Source organism: Rickettsia rhipicephali str. 3-7-female6-CWPP, assembly GCF_000284075.1.
Lineage (GTDB): Bacteria > Pseudomonadota > Alphaproteobacteria > Rickettsiales > Rickettsiaceae > Rickettsia > Rickettsia rickettsii.
In genome coordinates, this window is the sequence record NC_017042.1 from 604,512 (window position 1) to 628,491 (window position 23,980).

Consider the following 23,980-nt stretch of genomic DNA (forward strand, 5'->3'; position numbering starts at 1 on the left):
AAAAAATATTCTTCGTAGACAATGATAGTATCATATGATACTATCATATAATGAATAGTAAACCGTCTTTTCAAAGAACTAATAAAATCTTGGAGTTGTCACAAGATATTTCTTATGAGCTTGGTATTTTAGCCGGTAGCAAGCTTTACTCTCAACCTATAAAACTTAGAAAAAATAATCAAATTAAAACCATCCATTCTTCTTTAGCAATTGAAGGAAATAGTTTAAGCGTAGAGCAGATAACCGATATAATAAACGGCAAGCGTGTACTTGCACCTGAAAAAGATATTTTAGAAGTAAAAAATGCTATAAAACTATACAATAATCTGACTATATTTAATCCCTTCAAAATTGAATCATTATTAAAAGCACATGAGATATTAATGCAAGGATTAGTAGAAGATAACGGAAAGTGGCGTAAAGGTAATGCCGCTATATTTAAAGGTACAGAGATTATACATTTTGCCCCTACGGCAAGCCGTGTATCTTTATTAATGCAGGATTTATTTGAGTTTATAGCACAAGATAAGAAAATTTCTGGAATAGTTAAAGCTTGTATATTTCATTATGAGTTTGAATTTATCCATCCTTTTTCAGACGGTAATGGACGAATCGGTAGATTATGGCAACAATTATTACTAATGCAAGCTAATAAAATTCTTGAGTATATTTCCGTTGAAAGTTTGATAAGGAATAATCAAAGTGAATATTATAGTGTTTTAAGTAAGTGTGATAAGCTTGGTGAATCGACCTTATTTATCGAGTTTATGCTTGATAAAATAGTTGCAGCATTAAGATTATATAGTAATAATATTACATATGAGGCAAATACGCCTTTATCTAGAATGGAATTTGCTAAAGTTCATTTAATAGATCAATGGTTTTCTAGAAAAGATTATATTACTGTACATAAAAATATTTCTACGGCAACGGCTAGTAGAGATTTGTTATATGGTTTAGAGCGTAAACTTTTAATAAGTAAAGGGGATAAGAATCAAACTTATTATAAGTTTGTGTAGTTTTTAATGTCATTCCCGCTTTCGTGTATGTGTGTTAACTTAAGAGAAGAAAAAATCTCTGATGCCATTCCCGCGAAAGCGGGAATTCAGTACTTTAAAGCTTTTTAAAAGCTCGATTTATCTTGTTTTATCCCTAGATTTCTGCTTTCGCAAGAATAACATCATATCACTGATTCAAAAAGAGATTAACATGAAAAATTTTATAAAATATTTGTTTTTTACCGGTCTATATATAGTAGTGACGATAATAGTTGCTTATATGGTTTTGGCTCAAACTATTCCTAACGATGGGCAGTGTCATATGATGGATAGACCGCTTGTTATTCATTACATCTTAGCAGCAATTATTACCGCTTTACCGACACTAATTTTAATATATAGTAAAAAGAAAAAGTAAATATATGATCGGTAAATTAAGCGGTAAAGTTGATTCCCAAGGCGATGATTACGTTATAATTGACGTAAATGGGGTAGGGTACTTAGTCTATGCTTCAGGTAAAACTTTAGGTAAACTTGCTGAAGGGGAGTTTTATAAACTATTTATCGAAACCCATGTTAGAGAGGAACATATTCATCTTTACGGTTTTTTGACTCTAGAAGAGAAGAATTTTTTTAATTTGCTACAATCAGTAAACGGTATAGGTACAAGAATGGCTTTATCTATCTTATCAAGCCTTACGCCTTCGGATATTCAAATTGCTGTAAATAATGAAGATAAAAATATATTTAAAGCAATATCCGGAGTAGGGGCTAAACTTGCTGAACGTATAGTGTTAGAGCTGAAAGGTAAAGTAGCGAAAATATCAAGCGGTTCAGCTATTATTAAAGATAGCTTAAATATTAAGAATATCACACCCGTTGCAAGTAATGAAGTAATAAAAGCTCTAGTAAATCTAGGATTTTCTAGATTTGAAGCTCAAAACGCCGTTCAAGGCATCATTACCCAACATCCCGAAACCTCTATTGATGAATTAATCAAAACAGCCCTGAAAAATCGAAATTCTAATTTTTAGTTGATAAATTAGCAGTTATTTTATATTAATTTTAATTACTAAAATTAATAGGTAAAATATATGTCCAAGTTAATAGAATATTTAGAAAAAATACAGGCTGAAGAAATATTAAAAGAGCTATAGAAAGACCCTGCTACTTTAAGTGTTACCGAGGTTAATTTTGTACCACAATCACCGGTATTTGCAGTTGCTGGATACTCTAAAATTCCTGAAGATGCTTTAAATGGGTTATTTAATGCTTTACAAGGAGACGCTACTATAAAGTAGTTAAGCACTGATAGTTTTTCGTGGAGTTTAAAATCAATAAAGTTTTTTGCTGAATTTTTTAAAGATCCGCTATACCGAATTACCGACATTAGTGTTATAAATGCTTTGAATAATGTTAATAAGATAGCTGTTCTTTTAGATACCTTAAGAGTAAACGGAACTATAGAAAATATTAAACTAGCTCATAATTATTTAAGAGATAAGGGATTAGATATAATTTATTTAAGAAATCTATAAAAACTTTAGTATTGCAAAATACAAATATAAGATTAGACAATGGAATAATAAATAATTTTATTAAATTTTTTAAAGAATCTAATATTGAAGCTCTTGATATTTCATCAAATCCTATAACACAAGAAAATTTAATAAAATTACTCGAAGATATAAACGCAACAAAAATAAGCGATTTAGATATAAGTGGGATATTTTGTGATAATAATAATGTTCCTGCCTGATCCTCATTTATTAAAAATACTAAACTTGTCGGATTGAATTGTTCATTAAGTACAGAAGTAAGCAAGGAATCAAAGAAAGCCTTATCGGATGCTATAAAAGAGAATAAAAGCTTAATTGGATGTAATATTTTAGGTTATAAGATAGGAATGAAATCTCAAGATAGACAAGCAGTGGACGCACAAATTACAGAAATAACTGATGAAAATAACCTTACTCTAAAAGATGTAGCAGAAGTTTTGAAAAATTATTATGAAAATCCTAATATAAAATATTATCAAATGAGATATTTGGTCATTATTTCAAGTGATATAAAGGATTAAATAAAAATTACCTTAAAGAAGAATTACAAAACTTAGGCGTCACTGGTACAGAAAAATTTTTTGAAACCGTAGATAAACTTAGAGAAGGGGTAACTAGTTTCTGTGAAGAGGGCTAATATAAAAGTCTAAAATAATTTATAGCATAAAACTATTTTTTAGCTATTATTAGTCATTATATTCGATTTAAAATAATGACTAATATATTATTATCACCTGAAAAAAGTGAAAATGATCAAGAATTGCCGATAAGGCCGTCATATTTGCAAGAATTTGTCGGTCAACAGCAGATTAAAGAAAATCTTTCGGTATTTATTAAGGCTGCAAAATCTCGAAATGAGCATCTTGATCATACTTTATTTTACGGTCCGCCCGGGCTTGGTAAAACTACGCTTGCTAAAATTATCTCTAACGAAATCGGCGGTAATTTTAAATCCACCTCCGGTCCTGCTATACTTAAGGTAGCTGATCTTGCTGCTATTCTTACCAATCTTGAAAGGAACGATGTATTATTTATTGATGAAATCCACCGCTTAAATACTGCGGTTGAAGAGGTTTTATATCCTGCTATGGAAGATTTTGAGCTTGATATAATTATCGGTGAAGGATCTGCCGCAAGGTCAGTGAAAATAACCTTGCCGAAATTTACCTTAATCGGTGCTACCACACGCCTCGGGCTGCTTAGTAATCCTTTGCGTGATAGGTTCGGTATTCCTATGCGGCTAAATTTTTATAATACCGAGGAATTGAAGAAAGTTCTAAATAGAGCAAGTAAACTACTTGATATTGATTTGACCGATTCGGGTTCTGAAGAAATAGCTAAACGAAGTAGAGGAACGCCAAGAATTGCATTAAGATTGCTTCGTCGTATAAGAGATTTTGCAGCAGTGGACGGTAAATCAAGAGTAGATAAGGAAATCTCTGATTTTGGGTTAAGTCGTTTGGAAGTTGATCGCATAGGACTTGATAGCAATGATTATCGTTATCTAAAATTCATAGCGGATAATTATAACGGCGGTCCTGTCGGAATTGAAACGATCGCAGCTGCCTTGTCTGAACAACGTGACGCACTTGAAGAAACCATAGAGCCTTATCTTATACAGATAGGTTTACTACAAAGAACTCCTAGAGGTAGGGTAATCACGATTGCCGCTTTTGAGCATTTGAAAATGCCTGTACCGAATCAATCAAATCATCAATTTAATATTTTTAACGAGAATGAATAACAATAATTTAAATGATAACTACACAGCCACAGATGTTATAAAAAGGCTGATAAAAGATCATGTTAAACCTTACGCAAATAAAATATATTTTTCGATATTTTGTATGGTTGTTGCAGCACTTTGTACGGCAGTGATCGTACATGCGGCTAGACCTATTATTGATAAGGTTTTTTTAACGCATGATAAAAAAATGCTTATAATAATGCCTATAGTGCTTACTGTAACTTTTGTTATAAAAGGAATTTCAGAGTATTATCAGAATTATATAATAAAATTTGTTGGGCAAAGGGTACTAAACGATTTACAGATAAAAATGTATGAGCATTTGTTATTTGCCGATATTTCTTTTATTCACAACCAATCTTCAGGACGTTTAATATCTCGTTTTACTAATGATATTTCTTTGATGCGTGGAGCTGTTTCTAACTTACTTGTCGGATGTGCTAAACATTTCCTAACTGTAGTATGTTTAATAGCAACAATGTTTCATTTAGAACCGCTATTATCTTGCGTAGTTTTTCTTGTTTTCCCTTTAGCTGTTTATCCGGTGCAAAGGATGGGTAGAAAGATAAGAAGAATATTTGCACAGTCACAAGAAGAGCTTGGGCATTATACCTCTCGGCTTGATGAAACATTTCAGTCAATTAAGATTATTAAATCTTTTGTAGGCGAAAAAATAGAAAGTAATAGAGCATCGTTGATTATTAATAATATTTTAGAGTTCTACAAAAAAACATCTAAGCTAGATGCGATGGTTTCACCGATTATGGAGGGTTTAAGCGGTTTTGCAGTTGGAGGGATGGTATGGTACGGAGGTAATCTAGTCCTTGAGGGGAAAAGTACGCCAGGGGCTCTTTTTGCTTTTTTGGCTTCTTTTGCAGCGGCTTATAGACCGTTTAAAAGTTTGGTATCGTTAAATATTAATTTACAAGAAGGAATAGCAGCAGCTAAGAGGGTATTTAGTATTTTGGATACCGAGCCTCTTATTAAAGATCATGAAGATGCTAAAGACGTAGATTTATATAATCCACAAATTACTTTTGAAAAACTAGCTTTAAGGTTTGAGAGTAAAATAGCTATAAAATATATAGATTTAAGGCTAGAGCCTCATAAAATTATTGCGTTTGTCGGGCGTTCAGGTAGTGCTAAGACTTCGCTTAGTAATTTATTAGTGCGTTTTTATGATCCAAATGAAGGAAGAATTTTAATTAATAATCATGATATTAAAGATATTAAGCTTACTTCACTTAGAAGTCAGATTTCCTTAGTTACTCAAGATACTCATTTATTTGATACAAGCGTTGCAGAAAATATAGCATACGGTCAGGAAAACGCTACAAGAGAAGAAATAATTAGAGCAGCAAAATATGCCGATGCTCATGAGTTTATTATGCATCTGCCGAACGGTTACGACACGCAGATAGGGGGGCAGGGGACGACTCTTTCAGGCGGTCAGCGTCAGCGTTTATCTATTGCTAGAGCTTTCTTAAAAGATGCCCCTATTTTAATTTGGGATGAAGCAACAAGCAGCTTAGACCAAGCTTCCGAACAGAAAATTCTAGAATCGTTAAAGAAATTACGCCAAGGAAAAACCACTTTAATTATTACGCATCGTTTAAGCAGTATTACCGATCTTGATAATATTATCGTCATGAAAAACGGTGAGATTTGTGAACAAGGAACTCATACACAATTGCTTAAGAATAAAGATGAATATTATAGGTTGTATAATAAGGAGTTAAGAGAAAATGCTTGATTTATAAAGTAAATAGCTTATATTTCTTAATTTTATTAATTATTATTGCAACACTAATATTTTCGTCATTGCGAGGAAATTATGTAAGTAATTGACGAAGCAATCTCAGGATGCTTGACAAGATTGTCACGTCGGGACCATGTCCCTCCTCGCAATGATGATTTAATGAAATATCACAATGCTCATTACCAAGGTTTTTAAAGACTATCGATTATTTGAAATATTTATTTTAGGAATAGTTAGCGGTATGCCGCTGGTTATAATTTTTTCTACTCTTGCGGTATGGTTAAAAGAATCCGGTATAGATATCGCCGTTATTACTACTTTTGCGGTTGCAAGGTTATCATATTCGTTAAAAGTATTTTGGTCGCCTCTAGTCGACAATTTTAAAATACCTTTTTTAAGTAGGTGGGGACATCGAAAAAGTTGGCTTATATTATGTAGCTCTTTAATGGCTTTAGTACTAATTGCTATGAGCAAGGAAAATCCTGAAGTTTCTTTAACTTCTTTATATTTTTTGACTATATTATTAGGCTTTTTATCTAGCACGTTTGATATTGCCGTTGATGCGTTGCGTATAAATAAGTTTGATCAAGAAACACAAAGCATAGCTAGTGCAACCGCAGTATTCGGTTATCGAATCGGTATGCTTATTACAGGGGCAGGTGCTTTGTACCTTGCAGAAATAACTGGAAATAATTGGCAACTAACTTTCTGTGTTATAGCTATAATATTTGTCGTTGCAACGATATTTATAATAACCGTAAACGAAAAAGAATTAGTAAGAGAAAAAATTAATATTATTTCTATTATTTCATGGATTTCTACAGTAATTAATCCTTTCAAGGATTTTTTCAAAAGAGAATTTGCCACAACTATTTTACTTGCGGTAATATTTTTTAAATTAGGCGATGCTATGCTTGGAGCGGTTGCCTCACCTTTTTATATAGAGCTTGGTTATACAAAAGGCGAAATAGCAATAATAGCTAAACTTTATGGATTGATTGCAACCTTAGTCGGCGGTTTTGTCGGTGGTATTGTAATGTATAGGGTGGGGAATTTTAAAGGTTTGATTATTACCGGTATTGCCCAAAGCTTAACGCATTTTGCATTTATTTGGCTTAATCATCAGCCTCCTTCTTTTGAAGCTTTATTAATTGCTATTACTATAGAGAATTTTGCTGCCGCTATGGGTGCTACTGCTTTAGTCGGATATATAGGTAATTTATGTAATAAAAAATATTCCGCAACACAATATGCTTTACTTAGTAGTGCTAGTAGTTTATGTAACAATACTGTCACTATTTATGCTGGAAAACTCGTAAATATGATGGGCTGGGACGTTTTTTTCATCTTTACTATAATTTTAGCCTTGCCTGCTTTGTTTATATTAATGTATCTTAATAAAAAGGTTAATGTGTAGTAAGTATTATTTTCATCGTCATTGCAAGCGACCGTAGTAGGAAGGGTGACAATCTAGGAAAATAATAAGAAAATGCTATGCATTTTTTACTGGATTGCTTCGTCAAAATTTTCAATTTTGTCTCGCAATGATGAAAAATCACACTTGATTTAGTTTGAATAATATTTTATTTATTTAAAATGTTTAGGGAATTTTTATTACCTTATATTTTTGTCGTAACATTTTTCTTTGCTCCTATAAGCGAAGCAACAAAAGCCGTAAAAAATACCCCTAAACCTCCTGTTCAAACTAGTTTAGTCATTGATGCAAAAAGCGGTAAAGTGTTGCAGGCCCATAATTCACAAATTCGGGTTTATCCCGCTTCTTTAACTAAGCTAATGACTCTATACTTAATGTTTGAAGCAATTGAAGCCGGTAAGTTACCTTTAGATAAAAAATTACTTGTATCAGCAAAAGCTTCAAAAATGCCGCCTTGTAAGCTGGGTTTAAAAGCAGGGGAAACTATAACCGTTCGAGAGGCAATTAATGGATTAATTATAAAATCTGCTAATGATGCTGCTGTAACGGTTGCTGAGGGCATGAAAGGTTCAGAGAAAGCTTTTGCTCATTTAATGAATATTAAAGCTAAACAGCTCGGTATGAAGAATACCTATTTTAAAAATGCTTCAGGTTGGCATGACCCATTGCAGCAAACTACCGCAAGAGATATGGCTAAACTTGCTATGGCTTTGAAGAGAGATTATCCTAAATTTTATCCGTTATTTGCTAAAACCAGCTTTGTATTTCGTGGAAACGTAGTAAACGGACATAATAGGGTTACTAAAAATTATCAAGGTGCAGAAGGGATGAAAACAGGTTTTCATACACCGGCAGGTTATAATTTAGTAACTACTGCTTCTAGGAACGGTAAATCATTGATTGCCGTTGTTACAGGCTGCAAAAGTGCCGCATCTCGTGATCAAAAGATGATGGGGCTACTAGATCAGCATTTTAATATTAAGCCTATAGTCCCTAAATATTCAATCAAGCTTGCCTCTAATAATAAATCTACTACAAAAGTTAAATCAAAAATAATAAAGAAAAAGAATATACGTAGTTGATATGTATAGTCATTACGAGACCACAAAGTGGTCGCGGCAATCTCATGAGGTAATACAAAAACTCCTGAGATTGCTTCGTCGAAACTTAAGTTGCTCCTCGCAATGACGTTAAAAATCGAGCCATGCAACAACACCTACGACTACTGACGATTTAATATTCACACATCTTTTAAGGATTTACTACCAATTTATACTTTAAATTTACAAGTTTTATATGACAATTAACGCTACATTTATTGTTTTTTGTACCTTTAGTAGATGAAGATTTTTTAGAGTTTTTAGCTAAAGTTTTACTTTGTGGTTTTTTTAGATTAATATTTTTTAGAAATTTCTCAGTTTCATTAGGTAAATATTCTATTTTTACTTTAGTTATACCTTGATTTTTAAATGCTAAAATTTCAGCCGCTTTTTGAGAAACATCTATTATACGATTTTTCTTAAAAGGACCTCTATCATTAACCATTAAAATTACTGCTTTATTATTGGCTTTGTTGGTAACTTTAACTAAGCAAGGGAGCGGAAGAGTTTTATGTGCAGCAGTTAATAAATTTCTATTAAATCTATCGCCGTTAGCTGTTTTTTTACCGTGAAAACCGTCTTTACGTCCACCGTACCATGAGGCATAACCTGTTTCGGTAAAAGATTTAGGGTTGTGAGGTTTGTAAGTCTTTCCTTTTATTTTATAATTTTTACCGACTTTATAATGTCCTTTATAAGTTAGATTATGAGGATCATCTTTTGATAATTCTTTGTAAGAATATTTGTGGGAATAAGGTAATCTTTTTGAGGTATTACAACCGCTTAGACCAAAACAAAAAATTAACAAAAGTAATAAACCCTTGGCATAACTTGCTCCTAAAGGTAATTTGTATACCGTAGATACTTCAAGATTTGGTACGTCAAATTTCGGGATTCGCCTGTGTTCACGTATTTTTATACGCTGTGCAGGCTCACCACTTATTTGATTTCCAACTTTTGAAATATCTACGGTATACGTCAATCCGGTACTCGTATCCTCACATACTAAAGTGTACGCTGCGGTGCTACGTGCCGTGTTTCCTTCAAATTTTTCTTTATTAGCTTCGTTCTGCAAGAGGTCTAATTTGAATTTATGATTCTTCACTATTCACTATTATCATTATTTGTGTTAAAGGTATTCATTATTTTAGCGTAACACACAACTTTTTCAACGCCTTTTATTTTTGATGCAATAGAAGCAAGCTTTTCTAGCTCTTCTTCTGATCTTGCAACTCCAAATAAATAAACAATATTATCTATAGTTAGAATAGTATAATTAGCAAATTTAATGTCTTTTCTGACTAAATTTTTAGCTTTAATTTGCGTGGTTATCATACTATCTTTAGTATATTGGGCTAAGTCAAAATGATTACTGTTTTTATTTACTTTCAACTCATTAATAACTTCTTTTACGCTTTTTTGATTCCAAGCAATTTCTACGGCTTTTAACGCATCAGATTCTTTTTGAATATTTCCTGTTAATAATACTCTTCCTTGTGATACTTCAACTTTTATTTTAGTACCTAAATCTCTAAAATTATTTTTTACTAAATCAGCTTTAATGCTGGCAGAAATCCTTGAATCATTTAATGTTTCAGACATTGGTTGATCTTTTGAAACAACAATGCCAGTAGTGGTTGCTGCGGTAAAAATAGCAGGTAAACAAGCAGATAGACTAAAAGAAAGAGCTATAAAAATTAGAACTTGTAATATCATAACAATAGTACCCTACGATTTTTAAAAAGCCATCAGTGTTATCTCTGTGAAAGCAGGGATCCAGTGCTTTTCTGTGTCATCCCGCGACTTGATCGTGGGATCCAGCTTAAAATACTAATAATATTAGTATTTTAAATTGTTTGTATGGACCCCGTGGTTAAGCCACGGGGTGACACAGTGGATTTGACCGGTCCATGCAACAAAGCCTACGCGGTAATGACATAAAGTAAAAATAGTAAGGTATTATATATCATATCTTACTATCCGGTAATTTATTCTTTAATAAAAGAGGTAATTGCAGTAAAATAAATATAACAGTAATAGGTATTACACCGAATACTTTGAATTTTACCCATGTTTCATCTGAGAAATTACGCCAAACTACTTCATTAACTACAGCCATAAAAAAGAAAAAAGCCGCTGTTCTATAGCTTAAGGTTATCCAGCTTTCTTCTTTAAGACGTACTATACTCTCTAAAGCATATTTGATAAAAGGATTTTTTCTTATACCGCTCATGAGAAATATTATTCCAAAAATAACATATAATATAGTAGGTTTGATTTTTATATACATTGAATTGCCGCTAATTAAAGTAATGCTTCCCGAAACTAATAAAACAGTCGTAGAAATAATAGAAAGCTTGGATACTTTCTTATCTATAACATAACAAAGGGTAATACAAATAACAGAGGTAATAAGCATATAAAGAGTAGCGTGTTGTATACCGCCTCCATAAAAAAAGCCTGCAAAAAATGCTATTATCGGACCAATTTCTGATAAAAGTTTTAACATATTTAATTGTTCTCTTTGATAAAATTAATTTGATTCATTTTTTTGTACTGATATTAAGTTATTTTTGGAATGTCTTAATTTTATTTGTATGACAATATTTATCAGTAATATAGTAGTAAAATAAGCCAGTACTTGTAGCCCGTTAGGTCTTGCAATATAACCGGTAACAATATGTAAGATTTTACCTATCATACTTCTATCTGCTATTAACCATGAACTATCCCAAAGTTGATCGGATAAAAACATAACTAGACCGGAAGAGGTTAAAATACCTGCAGCACTTGCTGCAAATCCGCCTGCTATTAGCATTAATAATACGGTAGAGATTTTAAAAATATATTTTTGATTAGCAATCTTAATGAAACCAAAATATATTACTAAACCAAGTAAGAAGCCACTTGTAGCACCTATTATCACTCCTTGCAGGTAAATACTGCTTGATATTGTTTCAACTGAAGATATGCTATATACTAAAATAATAATTTCTGCACCTTCTCGTAAGATAGTAGTGGCAACTAAAAAAACCAACATGAAATAACTGGCATTACCTTCATGAATTTTTACTGATAAGTCGTTTATATGTTGCTTTACTTTTATACCGTAACCTTGCATCCATATTATTGTCCAGCTAATCAGAATTGTTATTAGTATCATAATTCCGGAATCGAATAACTCGTCGCCTATTCCGCCAAAAGATAAAGATAATTTACGTGTAAAAAATGCAAAAATTGAAGCAAATACTACTCCAAGCATTACTCCAGCAATAATATAAAGACGAGATTTTTCTATTTGTTTTGTTACGACGAGTATTACACCAAGTAATAAGGATATTTCTAAACATTCACGAAACACTACTAAAGCAATTTTAAACATATTTTTTATCTAATCATTAACAATTATAAAACCCTGAGCTGTATCTTGATGAAAATCTCCAAAAAATTCATATTTTCCGGACTTGAGAGGTGCAAGTATAATATGTATGGACTCATTTGGCATAACTATTTTTTCACGATGTAAATCATGACTTTCAAACTCTTCTACCGTATCATCTTCATTATGAACAATTAACCTTATCTTAGTCGATTTTGGTACTTCAACTATATTCGGAATAAATTTATGATCTTGTATAGCTATCTTTACTTCTAATATATTATCGTTTGTTTTATTATCGGAACTCTTACTTGTAGAGATATAAATAATTACTGCTAACAATATTAAACCTACTAATATAATAATATTTTTGTTTTTTTTAATAATGTCCATACTCCTAGCGTAATTGAAGTTTAAAGTAAGATGCTTATATACTCGTTTAATTTGAGTGTTAAATTTTTAATAATTACAAAATCTATCCTGCAATTTTTATTAATGCTATAAGATATACAATTATTATCATTATGACAAGGATAGATAATAAAATATAATTTTTTTGTCTTTGAATTTTATTTTGTTTCATATTTATTTAATTTTGTTTAAAGTCTCCTAGTTCAAGCAAAAGATATTCATTTATTGGTAACGATTCATGAGAAATAATTTTATTTATGTTAGAACCTAAAGTTTTAAATGTTTTGCCTTTAGCAATAACACTGCGTGTTCCAACCGTTACTTTACCCTGCAAGGCGTAAGAAAAAATTAAAGGATATGTAATATCGCCGATTTTCATATCTATTTGTTGTCCTTTTGCTTTTGAATCATATAGTATTTTACCATTTGATAAGCGAGTAATTTTAGCATTAAAGCTTACTTTTTCACCACATAATAAAGGAACACGATAAGCTATCTCATCGTCATAAATTTTAACTTCATTACTTTTAACAAAATTTTGCGGTAATATGGATTTTAAAATTACATTAACTTTATAATTATAAGCATCATCGAAGATAATATTATTACTATTATTAACGGCATATTTTGCCGGAATAATAGCTTCTCGTGCTTCTCCTACCATCATACCGATTATTACATTATCTAAGCCAAGCATTACAGGAGCAGAGCCTAAAGTAAAAGTCTTAGTATCTTCAGATATTAAAGTATTGTTCATATCTGATATTTGATACAATACGGTAACTACATGTCCGCAAGAAGCGGGACCAACATTACCGCTACCGAGCGTATTAATTTTGAACAGTGTTTTTACTAAATCCTTACGTACTTCAATAGTGTAATCATTAGGATTGATAGGTCCATTTAACGGTTGTAAAATATTTTCAAAAAATGCTTTCCCTTCTTCGGTTTTAAGAGCATTTATTACTATTTTTGAAACCGTACGTTCAAATAAGTTACCGTTTAATGAAATAGGGGGTTCATTATTTATACTAGTGTGGTTTTCATCGGTAGATGAATTATTTGAAGCCGTTTGCTCTACAGTTGTAGGATTATTGTTGTCGGGAGATATTTTTAACTTTACTATATTGTAAAGTATTAGAATTACAATTATTAAAGATAAAAATTTTTGCATATATATTAATGTTTTAGTATAACAAAGTTTACTATAACAATCAATTACTTAATAATCAAATGAGAATAAAAATAATTTGATTAATAAAAATAATTGATTTAAATTTAGATGCAGAATTTTATAAATATAGTGGTGAAAAGTGAAAAAATTTATATTTTGTTTTTTATGTTTATGGACATTAAACATATTTGCTGCTTCTAAAACTTACTCTAATAAGCTTAATCGTTGTAAAATTACTAGAAATATATTTAATGATTATGAACCGAAAGTTTTTGAAACTACTAATAATTTATTACGTAAAACAGGAAGATTATCAAAATTTTACGGTGAAAGGATATTAATTAAAGGAAAAGTATTAGATCAAAATTGCGTGCCTGTTGCGGATGCTAAAGTTTATTTATGGCAAGCAGGAAGCGGAGGTAAATATCCTTACGAACCTTTAAAAACTAGAGTTGATAAAAGAAGATTTACAAGTAAAAGCGATTCAAGCTTTACCGGTTCCGGTATTGCTACTACTAATAATAAAGGAGAATATTACTTTATTAGCATGTTGCCTTATAAATTTTCTCGTTATTTGAGAAGTGCAAATATAAGAATAGAGCATCCTAGTCTTACTACTCTCGAAACACGCTTAGACTTATCTGATAAAAATATGTGTGATAATGAGTGCGGTGAAGTAAATCCGATATTGATCGAACCGCAAGAAAATATGCCGTCTTATTGTTTTGACTTAGTTTTGCAAGGTACGACGCTTAAGAGGTATTGATACAGTACGTCATTGCGAGGAAAATTACGAAGTAATTTGACGAAGCAATCTCAGGATATTTGACGAGATTGCCACGCAGTCTACGACTCTGCTCGCAATGACGTGTTGCCTCTTTCTGCGGTGCTTCTAAAGGCTTTTTTATACCACAACTACATAATGTAAATGCTAATACGAATAAATAAAATGTCTTCATTACTATAAATTATTATATGACCTTAAGAAATTATAATAAATATCTTATATGTATTATAGTATTTTTATTATCTATAATAATTTTTATTCCTAAAATTCATGCTAAGCTCTATGAGAAGCCTAAGGATAAATTAGCCTTTTTAAGGGGTTCAAGCGTTCCTGATAATATAATTTTTTTTGATGAAGAAAAAAATCAATATTCTCTTGATCAGTTTGAAGGAAAGACTATATTGTTAGTGTTTTGGGCTACTTGGAGTGCGCCTTGTGTCAAAGAAATGCCTGATCTTGATATGTTGCAAAAAGATTTTAGGAAATTACCTTTTTCAGTAATTCCGATTTCAGAAGATTATCAAGACATAAAAGTTGTGAAAGAATATTTTAAAAGCTATCAAATAAGATATTTGCCGATTTATCATGATTATAGAAATGAATTATTTAAAGCCTTAGGGGTTGTTAGTTTACCGACTAGTATATTAATAGACCCAAACGGCAAAATAGTAACTAGCTTTGTCGGCAATACAAATTGGTATGACGAAAAAGTTCGAGATACTATTTTATCTGCCATTCCCGGAAATTATCCTGAACCTAAAAATAGTTATAACGAGCAATCTCTGAATAAACCGGCTAAGCCTTTGCCGCCAATAAAAAAGGATGCTATAGTAACTCCAAGTAAATAGACGAAGTGTAATTTGGAAAAGAGCAAGGAGTCTATAAGGCGAGGAGCGGAGCGTATACTTAATAGGTGAGTACCGCAGATCTTATAAGACGACGTAGCCAATTTTTCAAATTAAACGAGTATATTAAATTAAAAATGAGTAAAATTAATGAATGAAGTAAATAAATCAACTATGGCGAATGCTGAATTTGATCAGATAATAACCAAACGGCAGATAAGTAAATTAGATCAATTATTTGCTTCGGTTTTTGGTAATTCTAAAGAGGTGATTGCCGTTTTACGCCTTAGCGGTGTTATCGGTAAAGTAAGTACTATGCAATCGGGACTTACTTTAGAATCATTAAATGAACTAATAGAAAAAGCTTTTAAAATAAAGAAATTAAAAGCATTATGTTTAATTATTAATTCTCCCGGCGGTTCTCCGGTACAATCTGAACTTATTGCAAAACGTATTCGTGACCTTGCTAAAGAAAATAAAATAAAAATTTATAGTTTTATTGAAGATATGGCGGCTTCAGGCGGATATTGGCTTGCTTGCAGCGGTGACCGGATATATGCTTTGCCGAGTTCGGTTATCGGTAGTATTGGAGTAGTATCAAGCGGATTCGGTTTTCATGAAGCAATTAATAAACTTGGGATAGAGAGAAGAGTTTATACGGAAGGTAAGAATAAATCAGTATTGGATCCGTTTAAACCTATTAATAAAGATGATCTTAAAATTATCAAAAATTTGCAAAAGCAGGTTTATGAACATTTTATAGAATATGTAAAAACAAGAAGAGCAGGGAAGTTAACTCAGCAAGACGAAATTTTATTTAACGGTGAATTTTGGGCAGGGCAAACGGCGCTTGATTACGGCTTAATTGACGGTATAGGTGATATGTATAGCGTAATGAAAGAAAAATTCGGTGATAATATTAAGTTTCAATATCTGTGTGCTAAGCAGTCTTGGCTTAAAAAGAAACTTGGCATGGGAAGTAAGATATTAACCGATAATCTTGCTAATTCTTTAATTGATGCGGTAGAAAATAAAATTATTAACGATAAATTTGATATGAAATAATATGACAATAACACAAGTTAAAATTAAAAAACTAGAAAATTTTTCTGGCAGTCTGCCGGAATATGCTACAGAGCATAGTGCGGGGATGGATTTAATAGCCGCAAACGAGCAACCTATAACAATAAAAGCAGGCGCAATACAGCTAATTCCAACAGGTATCGCTATAGCACTACCGGATTCGTTTGAAGCCCAAATAAGACCCCGTTCGGGTCTTGCCGTTAAACACGGTATCACGGTTGCTAATTCACCCGGTACTATTGATGCAGATTATCGAGGTGAAATAAAGGTCATTCTTATTAATCTCGGTAAAGAAGATTTCATTATAGAAAAAGGCATGCGAATTGCACAGATGATAATCGCAAAGTACGAACGTATATTATGGGAAGAAAGTAGTAGTCTTATGGAAACGATGCGTGGTAGCGGTGGCTTTGGTTCTACGGGTGTTTAGTTGGTCTCTATGTCATTCCCGCGTAGGCGGGAATCCAGAAAAAATAACCTTAATATTGATACAAAAATTACATATTAGGTAAAAATAAACCTATAAAAAATAAGTTTTTTATAGGTTTTACTGGATTCCTGCGTTCGCAGGAATGACATAAACGAGCCATGCAACAACGCTTTTAGTAGCTCGTAATGACTATTAGGTATCCACACAAATCATAAAACTTATTATGAAAATCACAATAAAATTATTAACTTCTATATTCTTGTTATTAGCTTTGAAAGTAAATGCTAATTCTGATTCTGTAGATAATGTTAAGCAAGTTTTTACCTATATCGATCAAAAAAATTGGTCACAAGCCGAAGATTTAGCTCTAGAAGTAAATAATAAAATTTTAACAAAAATTGTACTTTCTCAGAAATATTTAGATAATAAATATTCAGATAATAGTTTTGAACATGTAATAAGGTTTTTATGCAATAACCCGGATTGGCCTCAAAATAAGCTGCTTGAAGAAAGAGTGGAAGAATATCTAAATAATAATACAAATAAAAAAGTAATTTTTGATTGGTTTAGTAAACATCCTCCTCTTACCGGCAAAGGTTATAAATTTTATGCGGCAGCTGCAAGTAGTTTAATCAAAGATCAGAAGATATTACTACCTATTATTAAAGAGGCTTGGGTATACGCCAATTTCACTCCTGAAGAAGAAAATGTATATTACAATAAGTGGCATAAATATTTAACTGCGAGTGATCATTTAGAGCGAATAGAAGAACATTTATGGAAAAATGATATTAGATATGCTGAGCAATCCCTGAAATATGTAGATCAAGGTTACCGTAATTCTTTTAAAGTCCAAATTGCGATTATAGGTAAATCGCCAAATGCTGAAAAGCTTTTTAAAAGTGTTCCTGAAAAATACTATACTTCCGGTTTATTATATCGTTATTTAGATTTAAAAAAAATGCAAAAGCCGACAAAGGAAATTATTACTTTGTTTAAGAAAGCTAAAAATAACCGTAAACATTTTGCTAAATGGTGTCGTATTCAGTCCTATTATGCTCGTAAATTCATCGATTACAAAGATTTTGCTAATAGCTATAGAATGGCAACGCTTCCTTTTGCTACTTGTCCTGAAACTATAAGGGAGCAGGAGTGGCTTGCGGGCTGGCTTTCTTTAAGTTTTTTAAAAAAGCCTGATCAAGCATTAGTACATTTTAATAAGTTTATTAAAGTTGTTAAGACTCCGATTAGTTTGGCACGTGGGTTTTATTGGCTCGGTCGTACTTATGCAGCAAAAGGCGATAAGCAAACGGCTAGAAAATTTTACGAGCAGGCAGCCAAATATTCTTTTACCTTTTATGGGCAGGTAGCAAATATTGAATTAAATAGGACAAAGTTAGTTTTACCTCCTATTCCCGTAATAACTTCTGAAGAAAGGAAAATTATAGAAAATAAAGAGATTATTAAAGCAATAAGGTTATTGGTTAAATATAATAAAAACTACTTAGCCCTGATATATTCCAAAGCAGCAATGAAAAACACTAAAAATTCTGCAGAAATTCAAATAATTGCGAATATTATTAAAGCAAATAATAATACCAATCATATGGTTGAGGTGGCAAAAATTGCCGCCCAAAATAATGCTTTTATTCCGGATTATGCTTTTCCAACGCCTTATAATCTAGTAGGTTTGCCTATCCCACCTCATTTAACTTATGGAATAATTAGACAAGAATCGGTTTTTGATCATAAAGCAGTAAGTTATGCAAATGCTATGGGTCTCATGCAACTTATTAAAGGTACTGCTTGTGATACCGCAAGATCCATAAATGTTAAATGTAATGTAGCAGACTTAACTAGAAATCCGGTATATAATATTAAACTTGGTTCGCATCATTTCAAAAAATTATTAGATGATCATAAAGGTTCTTATATTCTATCCATTGCTTCTTACAATGCCGGAAGTCATAATGTAGTAAAATGGATAGATAGGTTTGGTGATCCAAGGGATATAAAAGATACAAGAAAAGTTATTGACTGGATAGAACTTATACCTTATCGAGAAACAAGAGATTACGTTCAAAGAGTACTTGAAAATGTGCAGATTTATCGGGTAATCTTAAATAAGAATAGTAGTTTGTACTTTAAGCGTGACTTACATGCTTGTGATATAGCAAAAAGTTAATTTCTATTAGTGTTTTATTGTGACATATAGTAATATATAAGTATAATATGGACACTAATTAAAAATATGAATTAAGGAGGAGAGTATGAAAAAATTAGAGCAACACTTTAAAAAAACAGCGTAATGATACCGATATTCAAGTAAAGAAATATAAAAACGATCTTGATGTAATCGGCATTAGATATGACCATAAATCTGCACATGTTGAAGTTCCAAATCATGCTACCGGCGGGTTTGAATATTTTAAATGGGATTGGATGACAAGCACTACGGGTAGTCATTCAGAAATAGTACCAAGATTTAAGAAAATAGTAAGCACTTTAAAAGAAGCTAAAAGTAACCCAGCCCAGTATGAAAACTTAGTATCTAACTTGGATGCTAGTACTAAAAATGCACTTGAGGCTACTATTAAGAGTAATAATATTACTGTACCGACACAAGACACTAATAAGGTAATGTCAGAAATATTATCAGGAATGCAAACATGGCTAGATACAAAAAGTCATATCCCTATGGACCTTAAACAAAAATTTTTAGATTTAGGTTCTAATAATTTAGAACTATTCATAAAAGCTGCTTATAACAAATTTAACAATACGTGGATAGTTTAAAGAGTTTCTTGATAATGCTGTAAAAACTGGAGAAGAAGGTAGAAAATATCTAGCCGATTGTGATTGTAGTTCAACTGACCAGCTATGGACAAAGCTTGTTGAACCTAAAATAGAAAATCTTAGAATAAGCGAAAATTCAACTGATAAATCTGAAGATGATGAAATATCAGAGGCTTCGGCGAATAAACTTGGAGAAAAAGTAAAGACTTTAGCACTATCTATCTAATACTCATGAACTACCAGCGCAAAAAGAAGCATTAAAGCTTGTATATGATATGAGGAAAGGTAATATAGATAAAGCAACTGTTGTTAAGAACATTAATTTTTTTGGTCAGGACGCTACTTTATTTAGGTTGGTTTGTAGAATATAGTGGCCTTACTATTGACCAAATCAAGGCTAAAGCAGTAGAGCTTACCGGTGATGCTGCTGCTTTTTATTTAGAATAGTTTCTTAAGGTTATTCTCATTTTCTATGTCATTTCTGTTCCCTTTTATGTCATTCCTAGCTAAAATGGGAATCCAGTGCTTGCCTCTGTCATAGCGTGGCTTGTCCACGGTATCTAGAAAAAATAAAATAAAGACTGGATGCCGTGGTCAAGCCACGCTATGACATAGTAGGTTTACCTGTTCATATAACAATACCTATCAATTATATTCATGATTCTTAAAAAGATATCTTTACTAATAATATTATTTTTTTCAATATCAACTTTTTCTGCTGGTCATAGTCTAAAAAATATCTCTATTACTGTTGTTGCTCCGGCAACAGGAGCGGATAATAAAACCTTGTCGGATTTAAAAAATATTAATGGACTAAATTTACAAATTCCTTCTAAGTGTTGTGCTAAAGGTAAGCTACCCTTTCTTGCAAGTAGCGATGAAGTAAGATTTAATTGCCTGCGGGATGCATTATTTGATGAGTCTGATAATATAGTATGGAGTTTACGAGGTGGTTACGGCTCTGCGAGAATAATTCCCGATTTACTAAAGCTATCAAAACCAAATAAAGAGAAATTATTTATAGGGTATAGCGATATAACGGCGTTACATCTTTTTCTATCACAAGAATGGGGCTGGAAAACTATTCACGGCAGTAATATAGCCGATCTCTTAAAGCCGGAACAAGATCAAGGTAATTTTACCAAGATTGCTGAAATATTAAAAGGTAAAGTAAAGCAGGTTACTATAGATAATTTAGTGCCTCTTAACGATATAGCAAAATCAAGTGATCTTGTTAACGGCAAACTAACAGGCGGTAACTTAACTATGGTGCAGACTAGTATAGGAACGAGTTGGCAAATAAAGACTAAGGGCAAAATTCTTTTTTTAGAAGATGTGAATGTAGCTCCTTTTAGATTAGATCGTGAGCTTTTACACTTAAAGCAAGCAGGGTTACTTGAGGATGTTAAGGCTATAATATTTGGTTCATTTGGTAAAGATCTTGATGCCATAATGTTAGTGCTTCGTAATTTTGCAGATAGTTTAGATATACCGGTATTTAAAACAAATAGATTCGGTCATGAAAAAATTAATGATCCGATTATTTATAATACGAATAGTAAGATTATTAAAAGTAAAGAATTTAAGTTAGTGATGGGGTTGTAAAGCACTATTGCGAGCAGTTGCTAAGCCATCATTGCGAGCGACTGAAAGCCTTGTTGCATGGTTTGTTTATGTCATTCCCGCGTAGGCGGGAATTCAGTACTTTAAAACTTTTTTTAAAGCTCGATTTATCTCGCTTTACCCTAGATTCCCGCCTACGCGGGAATGACATCGAGTCTTAAGTTGACACCCATGCACCTTCGCAGGAATGACATAATTAGCCTATCGACTCAAATGCAAATAATCATTATACTTTGATAAGTTCAAATCATAAGAAAAGAATTTATTTGTAATATAATGTTCAAGTAATTTTACTAATCCTGCTTTATGTCTATTTAAAGTTTCGATGCTTAAAGCTATTTCCGTTGTTTGCACATAAGGTTCGGTACTAGTTATTTTTATGTAGGCGATAGTAATATTGTTATTCATAACTGGATTCCCGCTTTCGCGGGAATAACACAAAAGGGGTTGGGGATGACATAAAAGGGACAGAGAATTACATTTCGTAAATCCGTTTTCTAGTAACATCAAACTTTCTATGATAAGTTGCGGAGAGAGTCCAAGTTCTATTTCTTTCTTAGTCGGAATAGTACCGGTCTTATAATCTAGTATAGTTATATTGTTTGATTTACTTATTTCAATTCGGTCAGCTATACCGATTATTTTTATATCTTGACCTACAATATTTAGCCGTAACTCCCCTTTAGTTTCAAAATAGATTTCTTTGCAGTTTTTTCGGCGTTCTATATCAAATAAAATAAAAGCTTTGCTGAAAGCCGTGAGTTTTATTTGCCAAGTTTTTTTTGTGTAGCTTGGTAAAATAGTGCTATATAAAATATGATTACCGATATTTATTAAAGCATTTTGTTTATCAAGCAAATTTAAATTAATATATTGTTTGTCGTAATTTTTAGAATATTCCTCTAAAACTTTATGAATCAAATTACCGAAATCCGATATTTTAGGCTCTTCCCATATATGATCTTTTTTACGTAGTCCAAGAATTTTCTTAGCATAAAAACCGTATGGGTTTCTTATTAATGTTTCTATTTCGGTTACTGATAAGGTGGTTGGGAAAGAGGGGCTGTGGATCTCAATACTCTTATCATACCGTGGCTTGACCACGGTATCCATATAATTACTAGACCCCGTGATCAAGTCACGGGGTAACACAGAACCTTTTTCTAGCTTCAAAAATAAATTACTCGGCACTGACAACTTCCCATCATATTTTTTAGCATTCAGTATAACTATTTGTTTATTTTGTAGAAATAAATTGAAGTAATCTGAATATAGAGTAGGGGCGATTTCATCGTAATCTATATTTAGTATCTGCAAGGCTTTCTTGCTAAGCCATGGGTGAGCTTTAGCACTAAGTGTCCAGTTTTCATTATTAAAATGCGGTAATATAATTAAGTCAAATTCACATAATGCTAAATCTTCAGGCCGTCCTATAATAATACTAGTAGTGTTGGTATTTTTGTAATGTTTGATATTAGAAAGTAAAAAAGAAAAAATTTTAGGAAAATCCTTTTTATCCGTTGAATTTATATATTTACTATATGCGGTTAAATTTGTTAAAAACTCAAGTAGTTCTGCTCCTCCTTCTTTTTCCCAAATAGTAGGCAAAAGTTTTTCAGTTATTTCTTTAGTTAAGGTTAGAATAGCTTGTATATTATGTGGGGTATCGGTAAATAAAATATCTATTAAGTTACGGCAATACTCTCTTATATCCTCATTATCAAATTGTAATTGCAATAAATATTTCGGTGAGGATATAAAACGGTTTTTATTAGATAGCATTAACTCTAACTGCTGCACAGTAGGGCAGTTAATTAAAGGATTTTTAAGTAATAAAAATAGAAGTTTTAAATCAAAATTATTACATAATATTTTAATAATGGAAGTTAGTAATTCACCTATATTAGTAAGCCTTAAGTCATTACCTAGTAGATCTTCATATTTGTCTAAAAAATTACAATATACTCTTTTAAGCTTATTATTATTTGTAACGATTGCAATCCGTCTGTCTTTATTACGGCTACATATATAAGCTATTTGTTTAGTTTCTTCATAAATGTCATTAGGTTCATAATAAGATATACCATCGCTAATCTGCTTGGAGGCAGGATTATAGTGAATTATGTAATCCTTTAATTCTTCTTCAAATCTTTTAAAAAAAACATTAGGCTTGAATATTCCGGCGAGTATTACCTGCTTATGTCCCTTTTTTATTTTTATTATTTCTTCTTGTAATAGCTTGAATTTATAAACTGCTTTAGTTTGTTTTTGAGTACACGATATTTCTTCTTGCCATCTTAAAAAGCAATATTCTAGAAGTTTATAAATCTTTTGCCAATAGTTAGAATTGTTATAGACTTCAATTAATTTTATATCGATATTATTGATTATAAGATCATTAAACAATTTTCTTAAAAGTTCTGCAGTTTTTAATGATTCATTTTTATTAAAAGGTAATTCTTTATATTCGGTGATAATGGATGATAAAATAAGTAATTCTTCTATTTTAGATATATAATCCGAATCGGTTTTTTTTGAAATAAGAGAATTAAAAGGAATAATGATAGGTAATTTAATTTTATATTTATCGGTTAAAATCTTCTTTAATTCTAGGCACGAGAAATTATTAGGCAATATTATTTGAACTTCTGTACCTTTACCTAATTTATCAATGATATACTCAGCAAAACTTTTCAAAAAAGAATAATCAGCAGTCATAAATAATGTTTTTGACGCTAATATAGCAGATCAAAGGTTCGAAATCTTGTTTAAAATGATAATATAGTACAATAAATAATATTTGATTATTAGTTTCTTATTAAGTATCTTAAAATATATTAATTTAAATTTAATA

23 protein-coding genes and 1 pseudogene are annotated in these 23,980 nt (G+C 31.6%); 16 read left to right on the forward strand and 8 right to left on the reverse strand.

What is annotated here, in order from left to right:
* The first annotated feature begins 50 nt into the window (after positions 1 to 50).
* From MCC_RS03315 to ruvA, 3 genes are all read left to right on the forward strand, one after another.
* Positions 51 to 1,019, forward strand: coding sequence for a Fic family protein (locus tag MCC_RS03315; RefSeq protein WP_014408528.1), 969 nt, complete (start codon positions 51 to 53; stop codon positions 1,017 to 1,019).
* 190 nt (positions 1,020 to 1,209) lie between these two features.
* Entirely contained in the window at positions 1,210 to 1,416 is a 207-nt protein-coding gene (locus tag MCC_RS03320) for a hypothetical protein (protein ID WP_014408529.1), read from the forward strand.
* A gap of 4 nt (positions 1,417 to 1,420) precedes the next feature.
* Positions 1,421 to 2,032, forward strand: a complete 612-nt coding sequence (ruvA, locus tag MCC_RS03325) for a Holliday junction branch migration protein RuvA (protein WP_014408530.1) — start codon at positions 1,421 to 1,423, stop codon at positions 2,030 to 2,032.
* A 44-nt stretch (positions 2,033 to 2,076) separates the two neighbouring features.
* Here ruvA and MCC_RS03330 read toward each other — a convergent pair whose 3' ends face one another.
* The gene (locus tag MCC_RS03330) at positions 2,077 to 2,388 is read right to left on the reverse strand and encodes a hypothetical protein (protein WP_014408531.1); all 312 of its coding nucleotides are present in this window, start codon (positions 2,386 to 2,388) and stop codon (positions 2,077 to 2,079) included.
* A gap of 159 nt (positions 2,389 to 2,547) precedes the next feature.
* Here MCC_RS03330 and MCC_RS10220 point away from each other — a divergent pair, with 159 nt between their 5' ends.
* From MCC_RS10220 to MCC_RS03360, 6 genes are all read left to right on the forward strand, one after another.
* Positions 2,548 to 2,757: a hypothetical protein gene (locus tag MCC_RS10220; RefSeq protein WP_014408532.1), complete on the forward strand. Its 210-nt coding sequence runs from the start codon at positions 2,548 to 2,550 to the stop codon at positions 2,755 to 2,757.
* Positions 2,758 to 2,790: 33 nt separating this feature from the next.
* On the forward strand, positions 2,791 to 3,078 hold the full coding sequence (locus MCC_RS10225) for a hypothetical protein (protein WP_014408533.1): 288 nt from the start codon (positions 2,791 to 2,793) through the stop codon (positions 3,076 to 3,078).
* A gap of 191 nt (positions 3,079 to 3,269) precedes the next feature.
* On the forward strand, positions 3,270 to 4,301 hold the full coding sequence (gene ruvB / locus MCC_RS03345; protein WP_014408534.1) for a Holliday junction branch migration DNA helicase RuvB: 1,032 nt from the start codon (positions 3,270 to 3,272) through the stop codon (positions 4,299 to 4,301).
* Complete coding sequence (locus tag MCC_RS03350) at positions 4,294 to 6,057, forward strand: ABC transporter ATP-binding protein (RefSeq protein WP_014408535.1); 1,764 nt, start codon at positions 4,294 to 4,296, stop codon at positions 6,055 to 6,057. Before ruvB ends, MCC_RS03350 begins: the two co-directional genes overlap by 8 nt.
* 178 nt (positions 6,058 to 6,235) lie before the next feature.
* Entirely contained in the window at positions 6,236 to 7,480 is a 1,245-nt protein-coding gene (locus MCC_RS03355; protein ID WP_014408536.1) for an AmpG family muropeptide MFS transporter, read from the forward strand.
* A gap of 179 nt (positions 7,481 to 7,659) precedes the next feature.
* Positions 7,660 to 8,580 (forward strand): D-alanyl-D-alanine carboxypeptidase family protein, encoded by a 921-nt coding sequence (locus MCC_RS03360; RefSeq protein ID WP_014408537.1) that lies wholly within the window; start codon positions 7,660 to 7,662, stop codon positions 8,578 to 8,580.
* Between the two features lie 169 nt (positions 8,581 to 8,749).
* Here MCC_RS03360 and MCC_RS03365 read toward each other — a convergent pair whose 3' ends face one another.
* The 6 genes from MCC_RS03365 to MCC_RS03390 all read right to left on the reverse strand — a co-directional run bounded on the left by MCC_RS03365 (position 8,750) and on the right by MCC_RS03390 (position 13,562).
* Entirely contained in the window at positions 8,750 to 9,706 is a 957-nt protein-coding gene (locus MCC_RS03365) for a septal ring lytic transglycosylase RlpA family protein (RefSeq protein WP_041405407.1), read from the reverse strand.
* Complete coding sequence (locus tag MCC_RS03370) at positions 9,703 to 10,314, reverse strand: BON domain-containing protein (RefSeq protein WP_014408539.1); 612 nt, start codon at positions 10,312 to 10,314, stop codon at positions 9,703 to 9,705. The genes MCC_RS03365 and MCC_RS03370 overlap by 4 nt, the downstream gene beginning before the upstream one ends.
* 250 nt (positions 10,315 to 10,564) lie before the next feature.
* On the reverse strand, positions 10,565 to 11,107 hold the full coding sequence (locus tag MCC_RS03375; RefSeq protein WP_014408540.1) for a septation protein A: 543 nt from the start codon (positions 11,105 to 11,107) through the stop codon (positions 10,565 to 10,567).
* Between the two features lie 24 nt (positions 11,108 to 11,131).
* The gene (locus MCC_RS03380; RefSeq protein WP_014365896.1) at positions 11,132 to 11,980 is read right to left on the reverse strand and encodes an FTR1 family protein; all 849 of its coding nucleotides are present in this window, start codon (positions 11,978 to 11,980) and stop codon (positions 11,132 to 11,134) included.
* A 9-nt stretch (positions 11,981 to 11,989) separates the two neighbouring features.
* A complete protein-coding gene (locus MCC_RS03385; RefSeq protein WP_014408541.1) occupies positions 11,990 to 12,370 on the reverse strand; it encodes a cupredoxin domain-containing protein in 381 nt (126 codons plus the stop codon).
* Between the two features lie 196 nt (positions 12,371 to 12,566).
* The gene (locus MCC_RS03390) at positions 12,567 to 13,562 is read right to left on the reverse strand and encodes an FKBP-type peptidyl-prolyl cis-trans isomerase (RefSeq protein ID WP_014408542.1); all 996 of its coding nucleotides are present in this window, start codon (positions 13,560 to 13,562) and stop codon (positions 12,567 to 12,569) included.
* 139 nt (positions 13,563 to 13,701) lie between these two features.
* Here MCC_RS03390 and MCC_RS03395 point away from each other — a divergent pair, with 139 nt between their 5' ends.
* From MCC_RS03395 to MCC_RS03425, 7 genes and pseudogenes are all read left to right on the forward strand, one after another.
* Positions 13,702 to 14,328, forward strand: coding sequence for a dioxygenase family protein (locus MCC_RS03395; protein ID WP_014408543.1), 627 nt, complete (start codon positions 13,702 to 13,704; stop codon positions 14,326 to 14,328).
* Between the two features lie 209 nt (positions 14,329 to 14,537).
* The gene (locus MCC_RS03400) at positions 14,538 to 15,197 is read left to right on the forward strand and encodes a TlpA disulfide reductase family protein (protein ID WP_014408544.1); all 660 of its coding nucleotides are present in this window, start codon (positions 14,538 to 14,540) and stop codon (positions 15,195 to 15,197) included.
* 147 nt (positions 15,198 to 15,344) lie between these two features.
* The gene (locus MCC_RS03405; RefSeq protein WP_014408545.1) at positions 15,345 to 16,259 is read left to right on the forward strand and encodes a S49 family peptidase; all 915 of its coding nucleotides are present in this window, start codon (positions 15,345 to 15,347) and stop codon (positions 16,257 to 16,259) included.
* 1 nt (position 16,260) lies between these two features.
* Positions 16,261 to 16,707, forward strand: a complete 447-nt coding sequence (gene dut, locus MCC_RS03410) for a dUTP diphosphatase (protein ID WP_012152731.1) — start codon at positions 16,261 to 16,263, stop codon at positions 16,705 to 16,707.
* A gap of 223 nt (positions 16,708 to 16,930) precedes the next feature.
* The gene (locus MCC_RS03415; protein WP_014408546.1) at positions 16,931 to 18,892 is read left to right on the forward strand and encodes a lytic transglycosylase domain-containing protein; all 1,962 of its coding nucleotides are present in this window, start codon (positions 16,931 to 16,933) and stop codon (positions 18,890 to 18,892) included.
* Positions 18,893 to 18,977: 85 nt separating this feature from the next.
* Positions 18,978 to 19,950: pseudogene (locus MCC_RS03420) on the forward strand (hypothetical protein).
* Between the two features lie 210 nt (positions 19,951 to 20,160).
* Positions 20,161 to 21,108: an LD-carboxypeptidase gene (locus tag MCC_RS03425; protein ID WP_014408547.1), complete on the forward strand. Its 948-nt coding sequence runs from the start codon at positions 20,161 to 20,163 to the stop codon at positions 21,106 to 21,108.
* A gap of 219 nt (positions 21,109 to 21,327) precedes the next feature.
* Here the strand turns inward: MCC_RS03425 and MCC_RS03430 are convergent, their stop codons facing one another.
* Positions 21,328 to 23,844: a PD-(D/E)XK nuclease family protein gene (locus MCC_RS03430; RefSeq protein WP_014408548.1), complete on the reverse strand. Its 2,517-nt coding sequence runs from the start codon at positions 23,842 to 23,844 to the stop codon at positions 21,328 to 21,330.
* Positions 23,845 to 23,980 lie beyond the last annotated feature (136 nt).